This window comes from Lentzea sp. HUAS12 (assembly GCF_024125735.1).
Lineage (GTDB): Bacteria > Actinomycetota > Actinomycetes > Mycobacteriales > Pseudonocardiaceae > Lentzea > Lentzea albida.
Window position 1 is genome coordinate 2476636 of sequence record NZ_CP099738.1, and the last position, 22414, is coordinate 2499049.

At 71.6% G+C, this 22414-nt stretch carries 26 protein-coding genes; 8 read left to right on the forward strand and 18 right to left on the reverse strand.

What is annotated here, in order from left to right; all coding sequences use genetic code 11:
* Window positions 1-12: 12 nt before the first annotated feature.
* The 7 genes from ND450_RS10900 to modA all read right to left on the reverse strand — a co-directional run bounded on the left by ND450_RS10900 (window position 13) and on the right by modA (window position 5770).
* Complete coding sequence (locus ND450_RS10900) at window positions 13-1173, reverse strand: PrsW family intramembrane metalloprotease (RefSeq protein ID WP_253326015.1); 1161 nt, start codon at window positions 1171-1173, stop codon at window positions 13-15.
* Complete coding sequence (locus ND450_RS10905) at window positions 1170-1796, reverse strand: hypothetical protein (RefSeq protein ID WP_253326016.1); 627 nt, start codon at window positions 1794-1796, stop codon at window positions 1170-1172. The genes ND450_RS10900 and ND450_RS10905 overlap by 4 nt, the downstream gene beginning before the upstream one ends.
* A 42-nt stretch (window positions 1797-1838) precedes the next feature.
* Window positions 1839-2927, reverse strand: coding sequence for a YeiH family protein (locus ND450_RS10910; protein ID WP_253326017.1), 1089 nt, complete (start codon window positions 2925-2927; stop codon window positions 1839-1841).
* Window positions 2927-3058, reverse strand: a complete 132-nt coding sequence (locus tag ND450_RS45705; protein ID WP_256557486.1) for a hypothetical protein — start codon at window positions 3056-3058, stop codon at window positions 2927-2929. Before ND450_RS45705 ends, ND450_RS10910 begins: the two co-directional genes overlap by 1 nt.
* An 86-nt stretch (window positions 3059-3144) precedes the next feature.
* The gene (locus ND450_RS10915) at window positions 3145-4191 is read right to left on the reverse strand and encodes an ABC transporter ATP-binding protein (protein ID WP_253326018.1); all 1047 of its coding nucleotides are present in this window, start codon (window positions 4189-4191) and stop codon (window positions 3145-3147) included.
* Window positions 4188-4985: a molybdate ABC transporter permease subunit gene (gene modB, locus ND450_RS10920; RefSeq protein ID WP_253326019.1), complete on the reverse strand. Its 798-nt coding sequence runs from the start codon at window positions 4983-4985 to the stop codon at window positions 4188-4190. Before modB ends, ND450_RS10915 begins: the two co-directional genes overlap by 4 nt.
* A complete protein-coding gene (gene modA, locus ND450_RS10925) occupies window positions 4982-5770 on the reverse strand; it encodes a molybdate ABC transporter substrate-binding protein (RefSeq protein WP_253326020.1) in 789 nt (262 codons plus the stop codon). The genes modB and modA overlap by 4 nt, the downstream gene beginning before the upstream one ends.
* A gap of 77 nt (window positions 5771-5847) precedes the next feature.
* On the opposite strand from modA, the gene ND450_RS10930 reads away from it, so the two are divergent.
* The 3 genes from ND450_RS10930 (at window position 5848) to ND450_RS10940 (ending at window position 7978) form a co-directional block, all read left to right on the forward strand.
* Complete coding sequence (locus tag ND450_RS10930; RefSeq protein ID WP_253326021.1) at window positions 5848-6327, forward strand: molybdopterin-binding protein; 480 nt, start codon at window positions 5848-5850, stop codon at window positions 6325-6327.
* A 77-nt stretch (window positions 6328-6404) separates the two neighbouring features.
* Window positions 6405-7361, forward strand: coding sequence for a threonine/serine dehydratase (locus tag ND450_RS10935; protein ID WP_253326022.1), 957 nt, complete (start codon window positions 6405-6407; stop codon window positions 7359-7361).
* The gene (locus ND450_RS10940; RefSeq protein WP_253326023.1) at window positions 7358-7978 is read left to right on the forward strand and encodes an ankyrin repeat domain-containing protein; all 621 of its coding nucleotides are present in this window, start codon (window positions 7358-7360) and stop codon (window positions 7976-7978) included. Before ND450_RS10935 ends, ND450_RS10940 begins: the two co-directional genes overlap by 4 nt.
* On the opposite strand, the gene ND450_RS10945 is transcribed toward ND450_RS10940, so the two are convergent.
* A complete protein-coding gene (locus ND450_RS10945) occupies window positions 7979-8854 on the reverse strand; it encodes an NmrA/HSCARG family protein (RefSeq protein WP_253326024.1) in 876 nt (291 codons plus the stop codon).
* A gap of 99 nt (window positions 8855-8953) precedes the next feature.
* Between ND450_RS10945 and ND450_RS10950 the strand changes: the two genes are divergently transcribed.
* The gene (locus ND450_RS10950; RefSeq protein WP_253326025.1) at window positions 8954-9511 is read left to right on the forward strand and encodes a TetR/AcrR family transcriptional regulator; all 558 of its coding nucleotides are present in this window, start codon (window positions 8954-8956) and stop codon (window positions 9509-9511) included.
* An 11-nt stretch (window positions 9512-9522) separates the two neighbouring features.
* Window positions 9523-9684, forward strand: coding sequence for a hypothetical protein (locus ND450_RS10955; RefSeq protein WP_253326026.1), 162 nt, complete (start codon window positions 9523-9525; stop codon window positions 9682-9684).
* Between the two features lie 104 nt (window positions 9685-9788).
* Here ND450_RS10955 and ND450_RS10960 read toward each other — a convergent pair whose 3' ends face one another.
* The 4 genes from ND450_RS10960 to ND450_RS10975 form a co-directional block, all read right to left on the reverse strand.
* Window positions 9789-10178, reverse strand: a complete 390-nt coding sequence (locus ND450_RS10960; RefSeq protein WP_253326027.1) for an STAS domain-containing protein — start codon at window positions 10176-10178, stop codon at window positions 9789-9791.
* Window positions 10179-10281: 103 nt separating this feature from the next.
* Window positions 10282-10686 (reverse strand): ATP-binding protein, encoded by a 405-nt coding sequence (locus tag ND450_RS10965; protein WP_253326028.1) that lies wholly within the window; start codon window positions 10684-10686, stop codon window positions 10282-10284.
* Between the two features lie 30 nt (window positions 10687-10716).
* Window positions 10717-11925, reverse strand: coding sequence for an MFS transporter (locus tag ND450_RS10970; RefSeq protein ID WP_253326029.1), 1209 nt, complete (start codon window positions 11923-11925; stop codon window positions 10717-10719).
* Between the two features lie 71 nt (window positions 11926-11996).
* Complete coding sequence (locus ND450_RS10975; protein ID WP_253326030.1) at window positions 11997-12803, reverse strand: bifunctional 2-polyprenyl-6-hydroxyphenol methylase/3-demethylubiquinol 3-O-methyltransferase UbiG; 807 nt, start codon at window positions 12801-12803, stop codon at window positions 11997-11999.
* A 66-nt stretch (window positions 12804-12869) separates the two neighbouring features.
* Here ND450_RS10975 and ND450_RS10980 point away from each other — a divergent pair, with 66 nt between their 5' ends.
* Complete coding sequence (locus tag ND450_RS10980; RefSeq protein WP_253326031.1) at window positions 12870-13457, forward strand: TetR/AcrR family transcriptional regulator; 588 nt, start codon at window positions 12870-12872, stop codon at window positions 13455-13457.
* A gap of 3 nt (window positions 13458-13460) precedes the next feature.
* On the opposite strand, the gene ND450_RS10985 is transcribed toward ND450_RS10980, so the two are convergent.
* The 3 genes from ND450_RS10985 to ND450_RS10995 form a co-directional block, all read right to left on the reverse strand.
* Window positions 13461-13904, reverse strand: coding sequence for a YdeI/OmpD-associated family protein (locus tag ND450_RS10985; RefSeq protein WP_253326032.1), 444 nt, complete (start codon window positions 13902-13904; stop codon window positions 13461-13463).
* 158 nt (window positions 13905-14062) lie between these two features.
* Entirely contained in the window at window positions 14063-14899 is an 837-nt protein-coding gene (locus ND450_RS10990) for an alpha/beta fold hydrolase (RefSeq protein WP_253326033.1), read from the reverse strand.
* 82 nt (window positions 14900-14981) lie between these two features.
* Window positions 14982-15773 (reverse strand): SDR family NAD(P)-dependent oxidoreductase, encoded by a 792-nt coding sequence (locus tag ND450_RS10995; protein ID WP_253326034.1) that lies wholly within the window; start codon window positions 15771-15773, stop codon window positions 14982-14984.
* Window positions 15774-15916: 143 nt separating this feature from the next.
* Between ND450_RS10995 and ND450_RS11000 the strand changes: the two genes are divergently transcribed.
* Together ND450_RS11000 and ND450_RS11005 are read left to right on the forward strand one after the other, a co-directional pair.
* On the forward strand, window positions 15917-16696 hold the full coding sequence (locus ND450_RS11000) for an isocitrate lyase/phosphoenolpyruvate mutase family protein (RefSeq protein WP_253326035.1): 780 nt from the start codon (window positions 15917-15919) through the stop codon (window positions 16694-16696).
* A gap of 139 nt (window positions 16697-16835) precedes the next feature.
* The gene (locus ND450_RS11005; protein WP_253326036.1) at window positions 16836-17573 is read left to right on the forward strand and encodes a ribonuclease activity regulator RraA; all 738 of its coding nucleotides are present in this window, start codon (window positions 16836-16838) and stop codon (window positions 17571-17573) included.
* A 34-nt stretch (window positions 17574-17607) separates the two neighbouring features.
* On the opposite strand, the gene ND450_RS11010 is transcribed toward ND450_RS11005, so the two are convergent.
* From ND450_RS11010 to ND450_RS11020, 3 genes are read right to left on the reverse strand one after another with little or no spacing between them, the layout of a single operon-like run.
* The gene (locus tag ND450_RS11010; RefSeq protein ID WP_253326037.1) at window positions 17608-18870 is read right to left on the reverse strand and encodes a mandelate racemase/muconate lactonizing enzyme family protein; all 1263 of its coding nucleotides are present in this window, start codon (window positions 18868-18870) and stop codon (window positions 17608-17610) included.
* Window positions 18867-20876 carry an ABC transporter permease subunit gene (locus tag ND450_RS11015; protein ID WP_253326038.1) on the reverse strand — a complete coding sequence of 670 codons (2010 nt, stop codon included), beginning with the start codon at window positions 20874-20876 and terminating at the stop codon, window positions 18867-18869. Before ND450_RS11015 ends, ND450_RS11010 begins: the two co-directional genes overlap by 4 nt.
* The gene (locus ND450_RS11020; protein ID WP_253326039.1) at window positions 20873-22297 is read right to left on the reverse strand and encodes an ABC transporter substrate-binding protein; all 1425 of its coding nucleotides are present in this window, start codon (window positions 22295-22297) and stop codon (window positions 20873-20875) included. Before ND450_RS11020 ends, ND450_RS11015 begins: the two co-directional genes overlap by 4 nt.
* Between the last annotated feature and the right edge of the window lie 117 nt (window positions 22298-22414).

A 22414-nucleotide genomic window follows, 5' to 3' on the forward strand; every position in this document is an offset into this window, starting at 1 on the left:
CTTCGCGACGCCCTAGCGAACGACCCCGCGCAGCCGGAGCAGCTCGGCGCGGGCGTGGGCGACCTCGTTCGTCTCCAGCCCTTGCGCGCGGGCCAGTTCGCGGGCAAGATCCGCCGCCGCGTCGAGGAGATGCCGTGACCTGCGGCGACTGTGCACGAGCTTGCGGAACGCCTTGCGGTCCTTGCGCAGTCCGCTCACGGCGTCCAGCAGTGCGGGATCGATCACACCGGCGTCCGCCTCGGGCCGCAGCAGCTGCCGGATCCAGACGCGCTCCTGCCGGGCGGCGTGCCGCAGGACGTAGAAGAGGGTGACGAGCTCGACCAGCGCGATCAGGAACGGGAGCACGACCGCCAGCGCGCCGATGCCGCCGCTCAGGCCCGCCATGTCGTCCCAGGCGAAGTGGAACACCATCGCGGCCAGCATGGTCAGGACGCCGCGCGGCACGTTGCGCTCCCCCGGCGTGCGACCGAGAACCCACATCAGGCCGGCGCAGAAGATGGCGCTGAACAGCGCGTGCGACACGATGCCGGCCACGCCGCGGACGAGGAAGATCTGCAGCGACGTGACGATCTGGCCCGTGCCGAAGGTCTGCGCGGCGCCGTTGTGTACGTAGAGCACGTCCTCGAAGACCTGGAAGCCCAGACCGGTGAACGCGCCGATGATGAACCCGTCGTAGGCGCCGCGCACGAGCCGTGACGCGAGCCCGATCAGCAGGACGAGGCCGAGCGCCTTGGCGAACTCCTCGTTGATCGGCGCGGTCAGACCGGCCGCCCAGTCCGCGGCGAAGGCCGTGCCGCCGAGCTTGGTCCAGATCTCCAGCAGCGCGGTGTTGGCGGGCAACGCGATCCAGAACGTCGCCGCGAGGCCACCCCAGAAGAACGCCGCGGCCAGCAACGACGCGGGCTGGGCGGTGTAGCGGTTCTGGTGGCGCAGCAGGAGCAGCCACGGGACCAGGTAGAGCCCGAACAGCAGCACACCGCCGGTCAGGGCCGGACTGTAGAAGTGCGCGCCCGGGCCGAAGTAGCGCACGATCCCCAGCGCGCCACCGCCCACGCCGAGCAGGTAGACCCAGAACGCCAGGTTGCGCGGCTGGACGAACTGGAAGGACCGCCCCCAGCCCGACTCCTCGATCGCCGCGAGCTGCGCGGTCCTCGCCTCGGTGGTCGTCGTCATCGGGCCACCCCCGGCGTGATGCTGCGCAGGAAGGTCCCCACGGTGTCCTGCTGCCGTTCGAACTGGCTCGGGGCCGCGCGGACCCTGACCAGCAGCGCCGGTGCCGCGTTCGCCTCCGCCGCCGTTCTGGCCATCTTGAACGCGACGTCCAGGCCGTCGCCCTGCGGCGACGTGCTGGCCAGTGCGACGCCGACCAGGCCGCTCGCGGTCGTGACGGTGCCGCGCGAGCCGTCGATCCCCGGCGCGCCGCCCTCGGAGCGCAGCACCTGGTCGAGGAACGCGTCGGCCGATCCGGTGAACGCGGTGCCGCGCAGCGAGATGGCCGCGCCGCCCGTCGTCAGCTCGACCTGGACGCTCGCCGGCGAGACCGAGCCGCCGGTCAGGGCGCCGGACTCGAGCTGCCAGCCCACCGGCGGCACGGCCGTGGCGCCGTCGCCGAGGTCCAGCACGTCACCGGCGCGGATCTCGTTGTGCCACGGGATGAGCGCGTTGAGAGCGGGCAGCCCGTACAGGAGCAGGAGCGCGACGGCCAGCACGCTCAGGGCGGGCGCGAACGTGCGCCGGTCGAGCCCCAGGAATCTGTGCTCGACCGGCACCCATCCGTGTGGTGCTGTGTCCGTCATCCGGTGCCCTCTCCCGCCCGGCGCGCGGTGAGGGGCGCCGGTTCAGCCGTTGAAGTTCGCGAAGAGAATGCTCGCGAGCCCCAGACCGACCAGCAAGTTGAAGACCGCGGCGCTGGCGAACACCCCGATCGGCTTCCACCCGGCCTCGCGCAGCGGCGCGACCCGGAACTCCAGGCCGATCGAGACGAACGCCAGGATCAGGAACAGCGTGCGCAGGTCGTTCACGGTCGTGATCACGGTCTTGTCGCCACCGGACTCCAGGAAGATCGTCGCCACGACCGACGCCAGCAGGAAGCCGAGCACGAACTTGGGGAACCGCTCCCACAACGCCTTGCCGCTGACCTTCGCCTCGCCCGTGCGCTCGACCTTGAACGCGAAGTACGCCGTCAACGCGACGGCGACGATCCCGAGCAGCGCGTTCTGGGTCGTCTTCACGATCGTCGCGATCTGCAGCGCCTCCTCGCCGACGAGCGCGCCGGCCGCGCTCACGGCGGCGGTGGTGTCGATGTTGCCGCCGATCCACGCGCCCGCCACCGGTGCGGACAGGCCGAGCGCGTCCACGGCCAGCGGCAGCAGGAAGATCGAGGGCAGCGCGAAGATGATCACCAGGCTCGCGGTGTACGCGAGCTGTTCGCGGCGGGCCTGCACCGCGCCGGCCGCCGCGATGGCCGCGCTCACGCCGCAGATCGACACCGCGGACGCCAGCAGCGCCCGCAGCTTCGCGTCGATGCCGAGCTTGCCGCCGAGCCACCACGTGAAGCCGAACACCAGCGTGATGAGCAGGAACGCCTGGGCGATGGCCGGCCCGGCGGCCTTGACGATGACCGCGAAGTTGATCGACGCGCCGAGCAGCACCAGGCCCGTCTTGATGAAGAACTCGGTGCGGAAGCCCGCGGCGAGCTTGTCGCGGAACCCGAGCCCGGTCAGCACCGCGTTGCCCAGCAACCCCAGCGCGATCGCGTAGACCGGGTACTCGATGCTCTTCGCGATGTCCCCGAGCCAGGTGCCCTTGGTGAACACCGGCACGTTCTGCTCCAGGTACCGGGTCAGCGCGCCCAGCACCACGACGACCGCGACTCCGCCGAGCGCCCACCACACCTCGGAACGTTGCCGCGTCTCGACTTCCGCCATCAGGGCACCAGCCAGCCGGGCAGGATCTTCGCCAGCACCAGGGCGAGCAGCACCAACCCGGCTGTCGTCGCCGCCCAGTCCTCGTTCAGCGCGAGCTTGCGCTCACGGCCGACACCGTCCTCCGCGCTCATTCCGCCCCTCCGTCCACTCCGTGGTGGCGGCAATGGTCCGAGCAGGAGGTGAGCAGCGGCAAGGGCTCCCGCGATGTGGAACGGCGTCAGGCCGGGTAGACGTGGACCTCGGTCGCCTTCACCGCCGCCCACAGCTCGTCGCCGGGCCTCAGGCGCAACTCGGCGAGGGTGGCCGTGGTGATGTCCGCGAGCACACCCGGTGGCCCGTCCAGGCGGACGCGGGTCGTGTGCGCGTGCTGCTCGATCGCGGCGACCGCGACCGGCCAGACGTTGCGCGGGCTGCCTTCCGGCTTCTCCGAGTGCAGGCTCACGGCGTTGGGCGGGAACACGACGTGCACCGGACCGCCGGCGGGTGCGGCGATCGTGAGGCCGCCACCGCCGTCCAGGTCCACCCGCGTGCCGGAGGCCTTGCCGCGGAAGAAGTTCAGGCCGACGAGGTTGGCCACGTAGTCGGTGCGCGGCTGCCGGGCGACCTCGGCGGGCGGGCCAGACTGCACGGCACGGCCGCCCTCCAGGATGACGAGGCGGTCTGCGAGCACCATGGCGTCCAACGGGTCGTGCGTGACCAGCAGCGTGTGGCCGCCGAAGTCGGCGAGGTGACGGCCCAGTTCGGAACGGACCTGCAGGCGGGTGCTCGCGTCCAGCGCGGCCAGCGGTTCGTCGAGCAGCAGCAGGCTCGGGCCGGTGGCCAACGCCCGTGCCAGAGCGACCCGCTGGGCCTGCCCTCCTGACAGGGCACGGGGTTTCGCCTGCTCGTAGCCGTCGAGCCCGACGCGTTCGAGCCAGCGCGCCGCCTCGGCCCGTGCCTCGGCCTTGCGCGTGCCGCGCGACCTGAGTCCAAAAGCGACGTTCTCCAGGGCGGACATGTGCGCGAAGAGCAGGTAGTCCTGGAACACCACGCCGATCGGCCGCTTCTCGGCGGGCAGGAACGCGTCCGCACCGTCCCAGGTGGACTCGCCGACGGTGATGTGCCCGGACGTCAGTGGCAGCAAGCCCGCGAGGGCCCGCAACGCGGTGGACTTGCCCGCGCCGTTCGGGCCGAGCAGGGCGACGACCTCGCCGGGCGCGATCGTCATGTCCAGGTCGAGGGAGAAGGTGCCGCGCGTGACGCGCAGTTCCGCGTTCAGGGTCACGTCGGCCCGCTGATCCACCGGTCGCGCAGACCGGCCAGCACTCCGACGGACACCAGCAGCAGCACGATGCTCAGCACGATCGCGGCGTCCGGATCCGTCTCCAGGGCGAGGTACACCGCGAGCGGCATGGTCGTGGTCTCACCGGGGAAGTTGCCGGCGAACGTGATCGTGGCGCCGAACTCCCCCAGCGCCCGCGCCCAGCACAGCACCGCGCCCGCCACGACCCCCGGCAGCACCGACGGCAGCGTCACGCGCCGGAACGTGAGCCACTTCGAGGCACCCAGCGTGGCCGCGGCCTCCTCGTAGCGCGGGTCGGCCGCCCGCAGCGCGCCCTCCACCGAGATCACCAGGAACGGCATCGCCACGAACGCCTCCGCGACGACGACCCCGGCGGTGGTGAACGGCAGCGAGATGCCGAACCACGCGTCGAGGTGCTGCCCGATCAGGCCGCGCCGGCCGAGGACCAGCAGCAGGGCGACACCGCCGACGACCGGCGGCAGCACGAGCGGCACGGTGACGAGGGCCCGCAGGAACCCGCGTCCCGGCAGACCGGAGCGCGCCAGCAGCCAGGCCAGCGGGATGCCGAGGAACAGGCACAGCACCGTGGCGAGCGAGGCGCAGATCAGCGACAACCGCAGCGCCTCACCGACCTCGGCGCCGAGCAACGTGGGCAACGACGTCCACGGCGTCCTGATCACCAGCCCGGCGAGCGGGACCAGCAGGAACGCAAGGCCAGCCACGGCGGGCAGGACGAGGACGGCGGGGAGCCGCCCTCGCACCCGGTTGCGCGTCACGGGGTGTCGAAGCCCGCCGCGCTCAGCGCGGAACGGCCCTTGTCGGACAACACGAAGTCGACGAACGCCTTGGCCGCGGCCGCGTTCGGCGCCTGCGCGAGCGAGGCGATCGGGTAGTCGTTGACCGCCTGGGACGACTCGGCGAACGTGATGCCCTCGACCTTGTCGCCCGCGGCCTTCACGTCGGTCTTGTACACCAGCGCGCCGTCGACCTCGCCGAGCGAGACCTTCGTCAGCACGGCCTTGACGTCCTGCTCCAGCGTGTCCGGCGCGGCCGTGATCTTCGCGGCCTCGAACACCTTCTTGGACGCCGCCCCGCACGGCACCTGCTCGGCGCACAGCGCGATCTTCCTGTCCGCGTCAGCGAAGTCCGCGAGCCCCGCGATCCGGCCCGGGTTCCCCTTGGGCACGGCGATCTGCAGCGTGTTCTTCGCGAACGTCCTCGGCGCGTCGGTGATCGTCCCGGTGTCGGTCACCTGCTTCATGTTGGCAGGCGCGGCGCTCGCGAACACGTCGGCGGGCGCCCCCTGGTCGAGCTGCTGGGCGAGCGCCGAACTGCCGCCGAAGTTGAACTTGACCTTCGTGCCGGGGTGCGCGGCCTCGAAGTCCTCGCCGAGCCGCGTGAAGGTCTCCGTCAGCGAGGCCGCCGCGAACACCGTGACGTTGCCGGTCACCGCCTGCGACCCGGACGACGTGCTCGCGGCCTGCTGCCCGCACCCCGCGAGCACCAGCGCGAGCCCGAGCACGCCGGTCACGATTCTGGACCTGATCCGCAGATTCGGCATGCATCGATCCTAGATGCCGCCAATACGGAGCAAAAGTGCCCCTTTTCTTCCGCAGATGCGCCAGTACCCTGAGGTGCGTGACGTCCTCGTTCGCCGGCATCCCGACGCCGCGCACACCGCTGTCCGAGGACCAGGTCCTGGTCACCGGAGACATCAACCACGAGTGGGTCTTCCGCACGTCCCACCTCGACGCGCACGCCCGCGACCCGGTAAACGTCCAGTACCGGACGACCCGCGTCCGCGAGGTCCACCAGGTGCAGGGCGTGCCGCTGCACGACGTCCTCGGCAGAGTCGGGTTGCGCACGTCCGAGGGCAGCAAGATGGACGAGCTCAGCTTCGTGGTCGTCGCCTCGTCCGCCGACGGCTACCGCGTGCTGCTGTCGTGGGCGGAGGTCGACCCGGAGTTCGGCGCTTGCTCGGCGCTGCTCGCCACCCGGTACAACGGCAGGCTGCTGACCAGGCCGACCCTGGTCACGCCGCGCGACGGGCGGGCGAGCCGGTACGTGCGGGACGTGGCTCGGCTGGAGATCACGCGGTTCGGGGTGGGCCGGGCCTAGAGTTGCTGCGCGGGGCCGGTTGCGGGCAGTCAGAGCTGGCAACGAGGCACGCGGCCGCCGAACCCTAGAGTGGCGCCATGGCCGACCTGCTGACCATCCACGACGTCCACGCCGCGGCCGAGGCGATCGAGGGCCGGGTGCTGCGCACCCCGACACTCGCCTCCCCCGGCCTGTCCGCCCTGCTCGGCGTCCCGACGACGGTGAAGCTCGAACTGCTGCAGCGCAGCGGTTCCTTCAAGATCCGCGGCGCGTTCGCGAAGATCCTGTCGCTGCCGGCCGACGCGCGGGCGGCGGGGGTGGTCGGGGTCAGCGGCGGCAACCACGGCATCGCGCTGGCCGACGCCGCGAACGCCCTCGGGGTGGCCGCCACCGTCGTGATGCCCTCGTCGGCACCGGCCCGGTCGGTCGAGCTGGCCCGTGCGGCCGGTGCCGACGTGCGGCTCACCGACAGCCTCGCGGCGGCGTTCGCGCTGATGAACGACCTGGTCGCGGCGGGCGCCACCCTCGTGCACCCCTACGACGACCCGGTCGTGGTCGCGGGGCAGGGCACGGTGGGCCTGGAGTTCGCGACCGACGCACCGGACGTGACCGACGTGCTGGTGAGCGTCGGCGGTGGTGGGTTCATCTCGGGTGTGGCGACGGCGTTCCGCGCGCTCGTGCCGGGCGTGCGCGTGTGGGGTGTCGAGGTCGAGGGTGCCGACGCGATGCGGCAGGCACTCAACGCGGGCGGGCCGGTCGACATCGCGCCTACCTCGATCGTCTCGACCCTGTCGGCACCGCACGCCTCGCAGCTGACCTACGACCACGTCGTCTCGCTGGTCGAGGACGTCCTGGTCGTGTCCGACGCCGACGCGGTGCAGGGCTCGGTGGCGCTGGCCGAGACGCAGAAGGTGTGGGCGGAGCCCGCCGCCGGGTGTCTCGTGGCGGCGGCGGGCTCCGTGCTCGAGCGGGTCGGGCCCGGTGCTCGGCTGGGGATCGTGGTGTGCGGCGGGAACGTGAGCTTCGCGGACGTCGTGCGCTGGACCGGGGCATGAGGCACGACGGCCCGCTGGCGGTGGCCGCGGTGGCGGCTGTCCGGACCGGGGACCTGGTCGCGTTGCGGCGCCTGCTCGCCGGCGAACCCGGCCTGGCGACCGCGCGGATCGTCGACGACGGCGGGAACGGGCGGACCCTGTTGCACGTGCTGACGGACTGGCCCGCCCGGTGCCCGAACGGCCCGCAGACCGTGGAGGTGCTGGTGGCCGCAGGCGCCGACGTCAACGCACGGTTCGAGGGTTCGCACCGCGAGACGCCGCTCCATTGGGCCGCCAGCGCCGATGACGTCGAAGTGCTCGACGCCCTCCTGGACGCCGGTGCGGACATCAACGCCGACGGAGCGGTGATCGGTGGTGGCACTCCCCTGGCCGACGCACGGGCGTTCGCGCAGTGGCGTGCCGCTCACCGGCTGGTCGAGCGCGGCGCGGCGGTCGCGCTGGTGGACGCCGCGACGCTCGGCCTCTCAGACCGACTCGACCCCCTCCTCGCGACAGCGACCCGCGACGACCTCGACCTCGCGCTCTGGGGCGCGCGCCAGGGCGGTCAGCACGAGTGCGCCGCGCGCCTGGAGGCGCTGGGTGCCGACCCGGACTGGGTTCCGCCCTGGGAACGCTGATCAGCCCAGGTGCTCGCGCGCCCAGTCGGCGAAGCTCGTGAGCTCCAAGCCCAGTTCCCTCGCGTACTCGGGACGCCCCACCATGCCGCTCTCGTTCATCCGGTCGTGCCCGGCGCCCATCTCCGGCATCCCGGCGGCACGGGCCTGCTCCAACGTCATGTCCGGCGCGGTCAGCTCCACGCCCAGCGCGTCGGAGAGCACCTCCGCGATCTCCCTCATCGACAGGTGCTCGCTGGTCAGCTCCAGTTCGACGCCGTGCCACCGGTCCGGGTCGGCGACCGCGGCCGCCACCGCCGCGCCGATGTCGCGCGTGGCCACCAGGGACAGCCGGGTGTCCGGCTTGACCATGCTCACGATGCCGCCCTCCACGCCGCGCGGGAACAGGTAGGCGAAGTCCGGCAGGAAGTTCTCCATGAAGAAGCCGGGCTTGAGCAGCGTCCACCGCTCGAAACCGGCCTCGCGGACCCGGTCCTGGATCGCGGCCTTGGTGTTCAGCGACTCGGCGCGCACCGGGTAGAGCTCGTCCACGACGTGCGGGCCGGCGCCGTCGACCGTGGTCTGCACGAACTGCCGCACCCCCTGCTCCGAGGCGGCCTCGATCAGGTTGGTGGCCTGGGCGAGTTCACCGGGGAAGTCGATGCCGTCCTCGGTGAACTCGGGGATCTGGACCGAGAAGACCGCGGTCGCGCCCTTCGTGGCGCGCACCAGGGACTCCCGGTCGTGCAGGTCGCCGGTGACGAGCTCGACGCCCAGCGCCCTGGCGCGGTCCGACTCCGGGTCGCGGACCAGCGCGCGCACGGGCACTCCTGCCGCCGTCAGGGCGCGGACGGCCGCGCCTCCCTGCTTGCCGGTGGCTCCGGTGACGAGCACGGACATGACTCTCCTCCATGACGAACAGCAAAACGGCGGGGGCCGCCGTTTTCGTGTTCCGCTACGATATGGCGGGCCCCGCCATTTATCAACCACGAGGTGACCATGACCGATCGCCAGCGCTCCGACGCGCGGCGCAACCACGCGCGCATCCTCGCCGTGGCCGAGCAGGAGGTCGCCGCGCACGGCGCGAACGCGTCACTGGAGCAGATCGCCCGCGTCGCCGGTGTCGGCTCGGCGACCGTGCGCCGCCACTTCCCCACCCGCCAGGAGTTGCTGCAAGCCGTGCTGTGGCACCGGATCGAGGTGCTGTGCGAGAGGGCGCGCGAGCTCACCGGGGCGCCGGACGGCAGGGAAGCGCTGCTCGCCTGGCTCGCCGATCTCGTGACGTACTGCGTGGGCGCCAAGGGGCTCGCCACCGCCCTGGCCTACGACGGCGACCCGACGGGCCCGAACTCGTGCGCGTCGGCGATCGAGGAGGCCGCGGAACCGTTGCTGCGCAAGGCGGTCGAGGAGGGCGCCGTCGCACCGGAGGCCACGGTGGCCGAACTGGTCGGCCTGATCGTCGGCATCGCGATGGTCACCGAGCACCACAGCGAGCCGCAGAAGGCGGCGGAGCGGCTGTTCGCGGTGGCGGTGGCGGGGATCAGCCCCGGTAGCTGACCACGGCCGCCTTGCACGCGCGCACCCGCTCCCGGACCGCGAGCGAGTGCGTGGCCGAGGCCTTCCGGGGCGTCGAACGCGCGAGGGTGGAGATCCGCTCGTTCGCCCTCGCCACGGAACTCGGAGGGACGGTGACCGGTAAGCACGGCGTGGGCCTGCTCGAGCGCGACTGACCCGTGCGGGAGGCGGGCGACGACGTGCTGGACGCCCACGCGCGCATCAAGTCCTCATTGGACCCGCGCGGCGTCCTCGACCCCGCCAAGGGGTTCTGACCGCATCAGCGCCGCCGTTGCGGCGGCACGGTCCGGACCGCGGCGAGCGCCTCGGCCAGGTTCGGGTGCAGCGACAGCACGGCGGCCGCGCCGGACATGTCCAGCGGGCGCGACACCGTCCGGCCCGCGACGACGGCGAGCGGGACGCTCTCGGACACCGCGTGCCGCCACACGTTCAGCACCATGTTGATGCCCGAGGAACCGAAGAAGCTCACCGCGCCCAGGTCGATGACGAGACCGGCGGGCCGGCGCCGGACGGCGTCGAGCGCCTGGTCCAGGGGCGAGTCCTCGGTCGCCATGTCTATTTCGCCGGCGACGACCACGACCGTGATCCCGTCGCGGTCGACCGTGTGCGCCGTCAGCGTGCTGATCGCCCCGTCGGACTGCTGGCCCATTGCCCGCTCTCCCCTCTGCGCACCGTGCGAAGCGCCGACGCGAGCCGATGACCGGTCCGGAGCACGCGCCCACGTTATTGCCCCGCAACGAAAGCCACAACCGCTAGTCAGCGCACCAGACCAGCGCGTACACCGTCTTGCCGCCCCCGGCACGAGGCCGCGCGCCCCAGGCGTGGGTGATGTTGTCGATCATCACCATGCCCCTGCCCCGGTGGCCGCCGAGCCTCGACTCCCCGTACACGGGCTGCTGTGCCGAGCAGTCGTCGACCTCCACCGCGACCTGGCACCCGACCCGGCTCAGGAGCACGCGCAACCGGCCGTCGCCCGTCGTGTGGTCGAGGACGTTCGACACGAGCTCGGTCACCACCAGCAGCACGTCGTAGCGGTGGTCCTCGCTCAGGACCCGCAACGCCGACTGGACGTGGCCGCGCAGCGCGGACACGACGGTGCTCCGCTCGATCGGCAGGTCCGTGACCGTCGACCAGAGACCCTCACCAGTGGTAGTCACGGACGCAGTGCCTCCAACGTGCCGAGCCGATCACCGCCCGGCTGGGAACTTACCGCGAACCGCCGCCGGGCGGGGGCTGACGCGACCGGCGGCCACGGCCACGACGACCTGCACGACCGCGAGCACGCCGACCAGGGTCAGGGACGCCGTCCACGACCCGGTGTGCTCGGCGAGCAGGCCCGCGAGGACCGGCCCCAGCGCGGCGAGCAGGTACCCGAGCGACTGGGCCATGCCGGACAGCTGCGTGGTCCCCTGCTGGCCCCGGCCGCGCAGGCTGATCAACGTGAGCGCCACGACCAGCGACGCGCCGGTGCCGAGCCCCGCGACCACCGCCCACACGATGCTCCACGACGGCAGGAGCAGCAGCCCGGCCACGCCGACGACCATCGGGACGCTGGCGGTGACGGCCGCGGCGACCTGGCTGTCCGCGCGCACGAGCCGCGGGATCGCGAGGCCTGAGGCGACACCGACGATCTGGTAGACGAAGAGGTGGACACCGGCCTGTGCGGCCGGCACGCCCGACGACATCTCCACGGTGGGAAGCCAGGTGACCATGACGTAGAACGTCGTCGACTGCAGTCCCATGAACGCCGTCACGAGCCACGCCGCCGACTGGCGCCACACGCTCGCGGACGGCCGGCTCTCGTCCGATGTGGACTCGACGACCGGCCTGCCGGTCCAGGCGCGCGGCAGCCACAGCACGGTGACGACGAGCGCGGGGATCGCCCAGAACGCCAGCGCACCGCGCCAGCCGACGGCGTGCGACAGCGGGACCGCGACGGCGGAGGCGATCGAGGCGCCCACGGTGATGCAGGCCGAGTAGACGCCGGTCGCCATGGACACGTGGTCGCGGTAGTCCCGCTTGACGATCGTCGGCACCAGCACGTTGCCGACCGCGATGGCCGAGCCCGCGACGGCGGTGCCGATCCACAGCCCGGCGTCGCCGAGGACCGAGCGCAGCGCCGTGCCCACCGCGAGCACGACCAGGGCGGCCAGCAGGGTGCGCTCCACACCGAACCGCCGCGCCGGGTGCTGCACCAGCGGGGAGATCACCGCGAACGCCAGCAGCGGCAACGCCCCGAGCAGGCCCTGCGCGCCCTCGGACAGCCCGGTCTCTCCCCCGATCCGCGGCAGCAAGGGCCCCACGGAGGTCAGCGCCGGACGGAGGTTGAGCGCGACCAGGAACACCAGCGCGACCATCACCGGCGCGAGCGCGCCCACCCTGACACGTTCGATCATGGGATCACCTCGGGCCGCATTCTTCGCGTGCCCGGAGATGGCGCGTCGCGCGGGTGGGCGCGGGACACGATCTAGGTGCGGATCGCGGTCAGCCCCCACGTGGCGTACGGCAGCGTGACGGTGCCGCCCAGCTCGTCGACCGCCGCGCCGACCTCCGCCAGCACCCCGGCCAGTTGCTCCGGCGGCAGCGTGGTCAGTCCACCGGAGGTCGGCACCAGGTCGAGCAGTTCGTCACGGCTGTAGGCGCGTTCCCAGTCGTGGCGCCACAACTCGGGCTCGCCGAAGCCGCCCGCCTCCCGGATGCCGTCCGCCGCCCTGGCGTACAACCCCCGGTAGGCGTCCAGGACGGACACCTCCGACCGGGCGACGAACGGCGAGTCCGGGATCAGGCGCCGGTAGGCCGAGGCCAGGACGTCCGCGACGGCCGGAGGCAGTGCGTGGACGTGCCCGAACGGCGCCAGCACGCCTCCCGGCCGCAGCACCCGGGCCGCTTTCGCCGCTCCCGCGACCGGGTCCACCCAGTGCCAGGCCGTGGCCGAGACGACCGCGTCGAACGCGCGGCCCCCGGAGTCCCACGCCTCGAAGGTCGCGATCTCGACGTCGATGCCGGTCTTCCGGGCGAAGGCGGCCATCCGCGGATCGGGCTCGACGCCGAGGACGGTGAGCCCGGCCGCCTGGAACTGGCGGGCCGCGATGCCGGTGCCGCACCCGACGTCGAGGAGTCCGGATCCCGGGCAGGCGGCGGTGATCCGGCCGACCACCGCTTCGGGATAGGCGGCCCTGGTGCGGTCGTACCGTTCGGGGTCGACGCCGAACGACTCCGCGACCCGGCGGTGCCGGTGCGGTTCCGGCGCAGGTGGAGGCACTAGAGTGACCATGCGCCCACTCTAGTGGGCAGGCGCCCACTCGTGGGGCGGTGTTCGCTCGTGGAGGAAGGGGACCCGGTGCCCACTGGAGTGGCGCTGCGCGATCCGCGTCAGCAGTTGTTCGACGCCGCCGCGCGCGTCCTGGTGAGGGACGGCGTCGGCGAGCTGACCAGCAGGGCGGTCACGGCGGAGGCGGGTGTCGCCAAGGGCGTCCTGCACCGCCACTTCGCCGACTTCGACGCGTTCCTGACCGAGCTGGTGCTGGACCGCATCGCGCGGATCGAGGCCCGTGCCGCCGACCTGCGGGACAGGGCGGGCTCCGGCACCGTCACCGGCAACCTGACCGAGGCCCTGGTCAGCGGCTTCGACCCGGTCGCGGTGGCGATGATCGTGCTCGTCATCGCACGGGACGAGCTCCGCACCCGGCTCCGCGCGGCCGGCACCGCGCGACTCCCGCTCGTCGGCGAGGCGGCGGCCATGGTCGCCGGGTACCTGAGGGCCGAGCGCGAACTCGGCCGGATCGCCGCGGACGCCGACGTCGACACGCTCGCACCGACCCTGATCGGCGCCGCGCACCTGCGGTTCACCGAGGAGGAGCACGGCCCGGCCGCACCCGAGTCGGTGCGCAGGGTCGTGGAGACGGTTCTGGCCGCGGCCCTGCGGTGACCGTCAGGAGAGCTCGGTGATGATCTTCTCGATCCGCCGGGCGCGGGTCTCGGCCTGCTTCGCCCCCGCCACCGCCTCGGCCCGTTGCCTCTGGTTGCTGTAGGACAGCGCTCTGAACGCGGCGCGGGCAGCCGGGTTCCGGTCGAGCGCGGCCGCGAGGTCCTCGGGCACGTCGACGGTGCGTTCGGCCAGGTCCGGTTCGAGCGTCACCTCGACGGTCTCCCCCGCGGTCACACCGGCGGCCTCCCGGTTGGCGGCGCTCACGCCCAGCATGAAGTCACCGTCGTAGACCGCGACCGTGCTGCGCCAGGTGTGGCCGCCGATGCCCACCAGCACCCTGGGCTTCTTGCCCTGCCCGAGCGCCTCGACGACGTCCGCGGGGACGCGGAAGCCGGTCGCGGTCTTGCCGTTCAGCTCGAGCAGCGCGGAGAAGGTGTGACGCGTCAAGGTCCGGCCTCCCGTCGGCGGTTCACCGGATCGTAGCGACAGGAGAGGCGGCCAGCGCCTCTCCGCCCACCATGCGTCGCGTCGCCGAGTTCGGTCGCGGCCAGGACGGCCATCCGGGGGCGGCGGCCTCGACCACCGACGCCGGAGCCGGCCTCTCCCTAGGCGTGCGCCAGCGTCTTGCCCAGGAAGGGCAGGGCGAGCGCGAGGACCTCGTCCGGCGTCTGGGTGTGCGGGTAGTGCCCGGCACCCTCGACGACGACGAGTTCGCCGAGACCGCGGGGAAGGTCGGCGAGGACCTTCTCACCCTCGGCGCGCGGATCCGCCCAGTCGGGGTCGGCGTCGCCCATGACCACGAGGACCGGGCAGGTGACGTGGGCCAGCTGCGCGCCGGCGTCCGCGGGACTGGACTTGCCCATGACCCGAAGGACCTCCATCCGGCCGGGCTCGCGGAGCTTGGCCTCGATCCGGGCGAGCTCCGCGTCCCAGTCGGCCGGCTTGGTGGGCACCGCCACGTCGAGGTACTTCGTCCAGGCGCCGAGGCTCCCGCTGACGATGACCTTGGCGAGCTGGGTGTAGCCACTGCGGAACCGCTTTACGCGCAGCAGTCCCGCGAGGTCGACGGACTGCGCCCGCGTGAACGGTGCGAGCTCGATGACGCCGGAGATCACGTCCGGGGCGGTGGCCGCCGCGACGGTCGCCGCCCCGCCGCTGATCGAGTGGCCGATGACCACGGCCGGGCCGCCCAGGTGGCGCACGAGGGCGACGAGGTCTCCCCCGATGTCGGTGCGGCTGTAGCCGTCCCAGCCGACGCTCGAGTCGCCGCAGCCCCGGATGTCGGCGTTCGCCACCCGGTAGCCCCGCGCGGCCAGCGCCGGGGCGAGGAAGCGGTAGGAGTGGCGGCTGTCGCCGATGCCGTGGGCCAGCACGACGAGCGGCCCCTCGCCGGTGACCTCGTAGGCGAGGGTGTTGCCCGCGACGTCCAGGTGCTCGATCATGCCGTCCTCCACGGAGCTAATGCTGTTAGCCATAAGCTAACGGCATTAGCCAACGCGTGTCAACGCCTGCCGGGCGCGGGACTCACGGAGCGACCGACGGCGGCAGGTGCAGGACCTCGTTCAGGCCGCCGTCCACGGTGATGCTCGCGCCGTTGACGTAACTGGCCTCACCGCTCGCCAGGAAGGCCACGACCGAGGCGATCTCCTCGGGGGTGCCCAGGCGGCGCATGGGGACGTACGACGCGTACGCGTCGAGCACCCCGGGGATGTCCTCCATCGGACCGGTCATACCGGTCGGGAAGATCACTCCGGGGTGCACCGTGTTCGCACGGATCCCGTGCGCGCCGTGCTCGATCGCGATGCTGGCGGTGAGGCTCTCCGCGGCGCTCTTGGCGGCACCGTAGGCGGGCTGGCCGTAGTTGTTGCGCAGCGCGTTGGACGAGCCGATGGTGACGACGTTGCCCTTGGTCTTCTTCAGGTGCGGCAGGGCGGCCTTCGTCGCGAAGAAGACGGCACCGGCGTTGACCGCGATGATGTCGTTCCAGGTCTGCGCGTCCAGGTCGGCGAACAGGGCGAAGTCGGTGGCGCCCGCGCAGTTCACGAGGACGTCCAGCCGGCCGAAAGTCTCGGCGGTGCCGTTCACGAGCTCGGCGACGGCCGCCTCGTCGCGGACGTCGACGACCCGCTGGACGATCTTGCCGTTCCCGGCCGCCCGCTCGGCGGTGCGGCTCAGCTTCTGCTCGTCCCGCCCCGCGACGACGACGGTCGCTCCCTCCTCGGCCAGCCTCAGGGCGATCGCGGCCCCCATCCCGCTCCCGCCGCCGGTGACCACCGCGACCTGGTCCGCAAACCGGTTCGATCCCACTGCCTTCATCTCCTCGACCACTTCGGCGCGGCGAGGCCCGGTGCCACACCGTCCACACCGGACGTGCGTGAGCCCGCCACCCAGTTGTACATGTAACGCTCACTCTACTCAGGTGGGAGCACTGCCGTCGTTCGTGTGGCATGGTCGTGATCATGACCTCCACGGCAGACAAGGCGAAGCGCCTGCAGGCCCTCCACGCGGCACCGGAGTTGTTGCTCGTCGTCAACGTGTGGGACGCGATCACCGCGAAGGTGGTCGCCGAGACGCCCGGCACGCAGGCGCTCGCGACCCCGAGCCACGGCATCGCGGCCTCCCGCGGCTACCCGGACGGCGAGAAGATCCCCCGCGACGAGATGATCGCCGAGGTCGCGCTGATCGTGCGCGTGGCGGGCGACCTGCCGGTCACCGCCGACCTCGAGGGCGGGTACGGCGATCCCGGCGGCACCATCGCGAGGGCCATCGACGCCGGCGCGGCGGGCGCGAACCTCGAGGACCAGATGAAGCCGCTCGACGAGTCGGTGCGGGCCGTCGAGGCCGCGGTCGCCGCCGCGCAGGCCGCCGGGGTCGACTTCGTGCTCAACGCCCGCACCGACGCGTTCGTCAAGGCGGGCGACCGCGACCCCGAGGAGGTGCTGGCCGACGCGATCACCCGCGGCCGCGCGTACCTCGACGCGGGCGCCTCCAACGTCTTCGTGCCCGGCAGGCTCGACACCTCGCAGGTCGAACGGCTCGTCGAGGCGCTGGGCGAACGCAAGGTCAACCTGATCGGCGTCCCCGGCTCGATCCCCCTGGCCACGGCGCAGAAGCTCGGCGTCTCCCGCGTGTCCTACGGGCCGTGGAGCCAGAACGTCGCGCTGACCGCGCTGGCCGAGCTCGCCGAGGACGTCTACGCGGGCGGCGGCCTGCCCGAGGACACCCGCAGGCTGAACTGACGGGACACGTCGGCCCGGCCATTTCGGCCGGGCCGACGTTTTCTCCTACGCCACAACGGTTCGACGGACTAGGCTCGGATCCGGGACGCACGAACTCTCCGGCAGTTGCGGTCAACGCGGATCTGAGGGAGCTACCGACGTGGTCGAGACGCACGACATCGTTCGCCCGCCCGCCGAGTTCAGCGAGGCCCTCGCGGCCCTCGGCAGCGCGACGGCCAGCGCGGAACTGAGCCGCATGGGCATCCGCAGCGCGTTCATCAGCGGTCCCGTGTCGGTGACGCCCGGCGTGCGCGTCGCCGGCCCGGCGCTGACGTTGCAGTTCCTGCCGAAGCGGGAGGACCTCTACCCCGTCGACGAGTACGCCGAGCCGGAGAAGCAGTTGCACCGCCACGTGATGTACCACGCCCAGCCCGGCGACATGATCGTCGTCGACGCGCGCGGGGACATGGACAGCGGCGTGTTCGGCGAGATGATGCTGACCTACTTCAAGGGCCGCGGTGGCGTCGGCGTCGTCGTCGACGGGTGCCTGCGCGACACCGGCGAGGCGAAGAAACTCGGTCTCGGGCTGTGGATTCGCGGTGCCACACCGAACTTCCACGCCCAGACCGGCATCGTCCCGACCGCCGTCAACGTGCCGGTGGCCTGCGGTGGCACCCTCGTCGAGCCGGGGGACATCGTCGTCGCCGACGACGACGGGGCGGTCGTGGTGCCGGTCAAGCTCGCGCCGGCGCTCATCGCCGCCGCCCAGGAACACGCGGAGTGGGAGGAGTTCTCCCGGATCCGCTTGTCCGAGGGCGGTGACCTGCGGTTGTACTACCCGCTGTCGGAACAGGCGCGGCCGGAGTACGAGCGGTGGCGGGCCGAGCAGGGGCGTTAGCGTTGTGGCGCAGCACGCCGGCGTGCTGCGCCACCTAGCTCCACAAGCGGTCGTGGCTCGCCTCACCGTCCCAATGCGACGTTTCGGCGAAGAAGACCGGATCGCGCGGGTCGAGGTGGCGTTGCAGCACCTCCTCGTCGAGGTCGCCGAACCCCAGCCCCGGTGTGTCCGGCACCGCGATGTGGCCGTCCTGGATCAGCGGGCGGGGCAGGCCGGTGACGAGGTCGCTCCAGAACTCCACCTCGGCGGCGTGGTGTTCGAGCGCGAGGAAGTTCTCCGTGGCAGCGGCGAGGTGCACGCACGCCATCGTCGCGATCGGTGACGCGGCCAGGTGCAGGGCCATCGGGATGCCGCGTTCCTGCGCGTGGTCGCCGATCCGCTTGGTCTCCGCGATCCCGCCCGCCGTCGCCGGGTCCGGGTGCACGACGCGGATGGCGCCGGTGTCGAGCAACGGGCGGAAGCCGTCGAGCAGGTAGATGTCCTCCCCCGTGCACGTCGGGACGGCGACGGACGCGGTGAGCCGCCGCCACTGGTCGGTCAGCTGCCACGGGATCAGGTCCTCGATCCACGCCAGCGTGAAGTCCTCCAGCGCGCGGCCGATCCGGATGCACGAGTCGAGCGCGATGTGGCCGAAGTGGTCGGCCGCGAGCGCGACGTCGTAGCCGACCACGGACCGGACGGTGTCCACATAGGACGCCAGGTGGTCGACTCCCCTGGCGGTGACCTGGATGCCGGTGAACGGGTGCATCGTCGTCAGGTCCGCACGGGCGCCCTTCGGCGCGATCAACGCTCCCGGCACGTCCCACAGCAGGTCGATGCCCACGTCCATCTTCAGCATCGTGAACCCGCGCTCCTTGCGCTCCAGCAACCGGGCGCCCATCTCGTGCGGGTCCGGCAGCGACGGTGTGTCCGCGTAGCAGCGGACCTCGTCGCGGAACCGGCCGCCGATCAACGCGTGCGCGGGCACCCCGTAGGCCTTGCCGGCGAGGTCCACCAGCGCCATCTCGACGCCGGAGACCCCGCCGCCCTGCCGTCCGTGGTGCCCGAACTGCTTGATCTTGCGGAAGACCTTGTCGAGGTTGCAGGGGTTCTCCCCCACCAGGCGGCTCTTGAGCACCAGCGCGTAGGTGGCGCTGGCCTGGTCGCGCACCTCCCCGTAGCCCACCAGGCCCTGGTTCGTGTCGATCCTGATGATCGACGAGCGGAAGGGCACGCCGGCCACGTTCGCGACCCGCAGGTCGGTGATGCGCAGGTCGCTCGGCCGGGACCCCTGCGAGACGTGCTCCTCGGTGATCACCCCTTCACCGCTCCGGCCGTGAGGCCCTCCGTCAGGAACCGTTGCCCGAACGCGTACATCACCACGACCGGGATGCTGATCAGCAGCGAGGCCGCGGCGAGCTGCCCCTGCGGCACGACGTCACCGAAGATCATCGACTGCATGCCGACGGGCAGCGTCTTGTACTCGTCGTCGGTGATGAACACGAACGCGAACAGGAACTCGTTCCACGCGTTGGTGAGCGTGAACAGCGCGACGGCGAGCAGCCCCGGTTTCGCCAGCGGAAGCGTGATCCGCAGGAACGCCCCGAACCGCGTGCAGCCGTCGACCAGCGCGGCCTCTTCGAGGTCGGCCGGGATCGACTTGAAGTAGCCGACGAGCAGCCAGGTCGCGAACGGCAGCGTGAACGTCGGGTACGCGAGCACGAGCGACCACAACGAGTCGTTCAGCCCGATGCCGCTCATCATCTGGTACAGCGGGATGAACAGCAGCGCGCCCGGCATCACGTAGGTGAGCAGGATCGTCACCGTGAAGCTCTCCGAGCCCCGGAACCTGAGCCGTGCCAACGCGTACCCCGCCAGTGCGGCGCACACGAGAGCGATCGCGGTCGACGCCACCGACACCAGGACCGTGTTGAGGTACCAGGTGCCGAACGCCCTGCCGTTGAACAGGTTCGTGAACTGCTGGGTGGTCCACGGGGTCGGCCAGAGGTCGTCGGTGCGCGCCACGATCTGGTCGTCGGACTTGAACGCCGTGACCGTCATCCAGTAGAGCGGGGCGAGCACGAAGCCCAGCAGGCCGACGAGCGCGACCCCGCTGCCCGTGCCGCCGACCAGCCGTGCGGCCAGCCGGTTGCCCCGCGCCGCCAGCACGGAGACGACCCGCCCCACCGCGGCGGCGAGCACCACGAACACGCCGAGCACGAGCGCGGCCTTCCACACGATGTGCGGCGAAGCCCAGACCAGCACCAGCGTCGAGGCCAGAACGATCACCCACGGCATCGCCCTGCGCTGCGCGGGGGTCAGCCTCCGGCCTCCCGTCCCGCCCGTGCCGGGGAGGTCGTTGCGCCGCATCATCCGCACGAGGATCACCACGAGGACGGCGATGACCGGCAGCATCACCAGCGTGACCGCGGCGCCCGCGCCCAGTTGCAGCTGCTGGATCGCCTTGGAGTAGGCCACCATCACGTACGGGGCGGTGGCGTCGCCCGGCCCGCCCTGGGTCATGAGCCAGATCAGGTCGAAGTTGTTGAACGTCCAGATCGACGACAGCAGCACCGTCACGATCATGACGTGGCGCAGGCCCGGCAACGTGATGTGCACGAAGCGCTGCCACGGCGAGGCACCGTCCACGATGGCCGCTTCGTACAGACCGCTGTCGATGGCCTTGAGCCCGGCGAGGAACGTCACCGTGAAGAACGGGATGCCCTTCCAGACGTTGACCAGGATGACCGCGGGCATCGCGAGCGCCGGATCGGACAGCCACTCCGCGGGCCAGCGGTCGACGAGCCCGATCGTGGCGAGGAACGGCCCGATGCCGGAGTCGGTGAGCAGGACGTTGACGCTGCCGAAGATCGGGTCGAACAGCGACCGCCAGGTGAAGGCCGTGACGACCGTCGGTACCACCCACGGCAGCAGGATCACCCCGGCCACGATCGCCCTGCCGCGCCTCATGTGGTGCAGCATCAGCGCCGCGATGAGGCCGAGGACCACCTTGAAGATCTCGGCGTACGCGGTGAAGACGAACGAGTTGAGCACGCCCTTGTGGAACACCGCGTCGTCGACGAGCGCGGTGTAGTTGTCCAGCCCGACGAAGACCGTCTCCGCGCCGTGGCGTTCGGTGGTGCTGGTGACGACCGAGTCGACGATCGGGAACAGGATCAGGCCCGCGACGAGCACCAGCGTGGGCCCGACGAACACCGCCGCGAGGCGCCAGTCGCGCCCGAGCAGCCGTTGCGACGAGCTGAGCGAGGGCGACCCCTCCGGCGCCGGGCTGACCGGCGCCGGCCGTTCCCGCAGGACCGTCACTGCTTGTAGCCCTGCTGCTCGAAGACCTGGACGATCCGCGCGTGCGTCGAGGCGACGGCGTCGGCGGGCTTCGTGCCCTGGATGACCGACTGCATCATGTCGGTGAGCAGGTAGGCGGCGGTGGCCGCCTGCTCGCCGGGGCTCGGCGCCTGGGGGAACTTGAAGCCTGTCCTCGTGGTGACCGGCAGCGGCGTGCGGGTCTGCTCGCGCAGCGCGGGGAACGCCGGGTCACCGGTCGTGTAGTACGGGTCGGAGTCCCACACCTTGTCCCACGACGGGTTCACGAGGCACGGCGCTCCCTTCGCGACACCGAGCAGCGCGGTCCCGCTGACCATGTACTTCGCGACCAGCTTGGCGAGGTCGGCGTTCTTGGCCCCCTTGAACACGACGAACGAGTTGGACTCGCCGAAGGCGAGCGGCTTGTCGATCGCCGGTCCGGTGGCGCCGTTGAACGGGTGGGTGTTGGCGTACACCGGGTTGTTCTTGGTCTTCGAGTCGGCGTAGACGCTGAACTGGTTGAGCGTGAGCCCCAGGATCTGGGCCAGCCAGTTCTCGTTGTTGCTCGAGTCGGTCCAGCTGCCGATGCCCGGCGGCAGCATCGGCGTGTACTTCGGGTTCGTGTAGATGTCGCCGATGAACGTGACGGCGGCGACGGTCTCCGGCGAGTTGAACACCACCTTCGTGCCGGTGTTGTCCGCCATCGCGCCGCCGTAGCAGTTGATGACGTTCGCGATGAACCCGTTGGCGTCGCCGGAGCGGTTGACCGTGAGACCCCAGCCGAAGCGTCTCTTCGCCGGGTCGGAGACCTCCAGGGCGTTGTCGCGCAACTCTTCCCACGTGTAGTGGGGTTTGAGCGGGAGGCCCTTCTCCTGGTACCAGTCCTTGCGCAGGTACATCGCGGACGCGATGAAGTGGTACGGGATCGCGAACCAGCGCCCGTTGAAGACGCAGTAGTTGTTCGCCTCCGTCGCGGGTTCGCCGTAGAGCTTCTTCATCTCTTCGACCACGTCGGTGACGTCGGTGAGGGCGCCCAGGTTGTGCAGCTGGCCGACGAACCGCCGGTCGCTCACGAACGCGAAGTCGCGGCTGGTGCCGGCCTTCACCTCGGCGTCCATCTTCGCGACCATGTCCCCCGCGTCGCCGGAGACCAGGTCGTTGCGCACGGTGGTGCCGGTGGCCTGCGCGAAGACCTGCAGCGACCGGTCGAGCGCCTGGTTGGCGGCTTCGGAGTAGAGCTTCTGCGACAGCATGCCCACCGACCCGCCGCGCAGCGACGACGCCTGGTCGAGCAACGCCTGGGGCACTTGCACGTCGACCTGCGGTGCGGGCGCTGGACCGCCCCCGCACCCGGCGAGACCGAGCACGCCGAGCGCGCTCATGCCGAGGAAGGTGCGCCTCGATAAGTCCGATTTCTCTTCCATGCCAACTCCTCTCGCGTCCGGCCGAGCGGACGCGTACCGACGGGGCGACGTTGCAACCGGCGGGACAGCGGGGCGTGGGCCGCGCTGCCGGGTGGAACATGTGCGAAGAACGGCGAA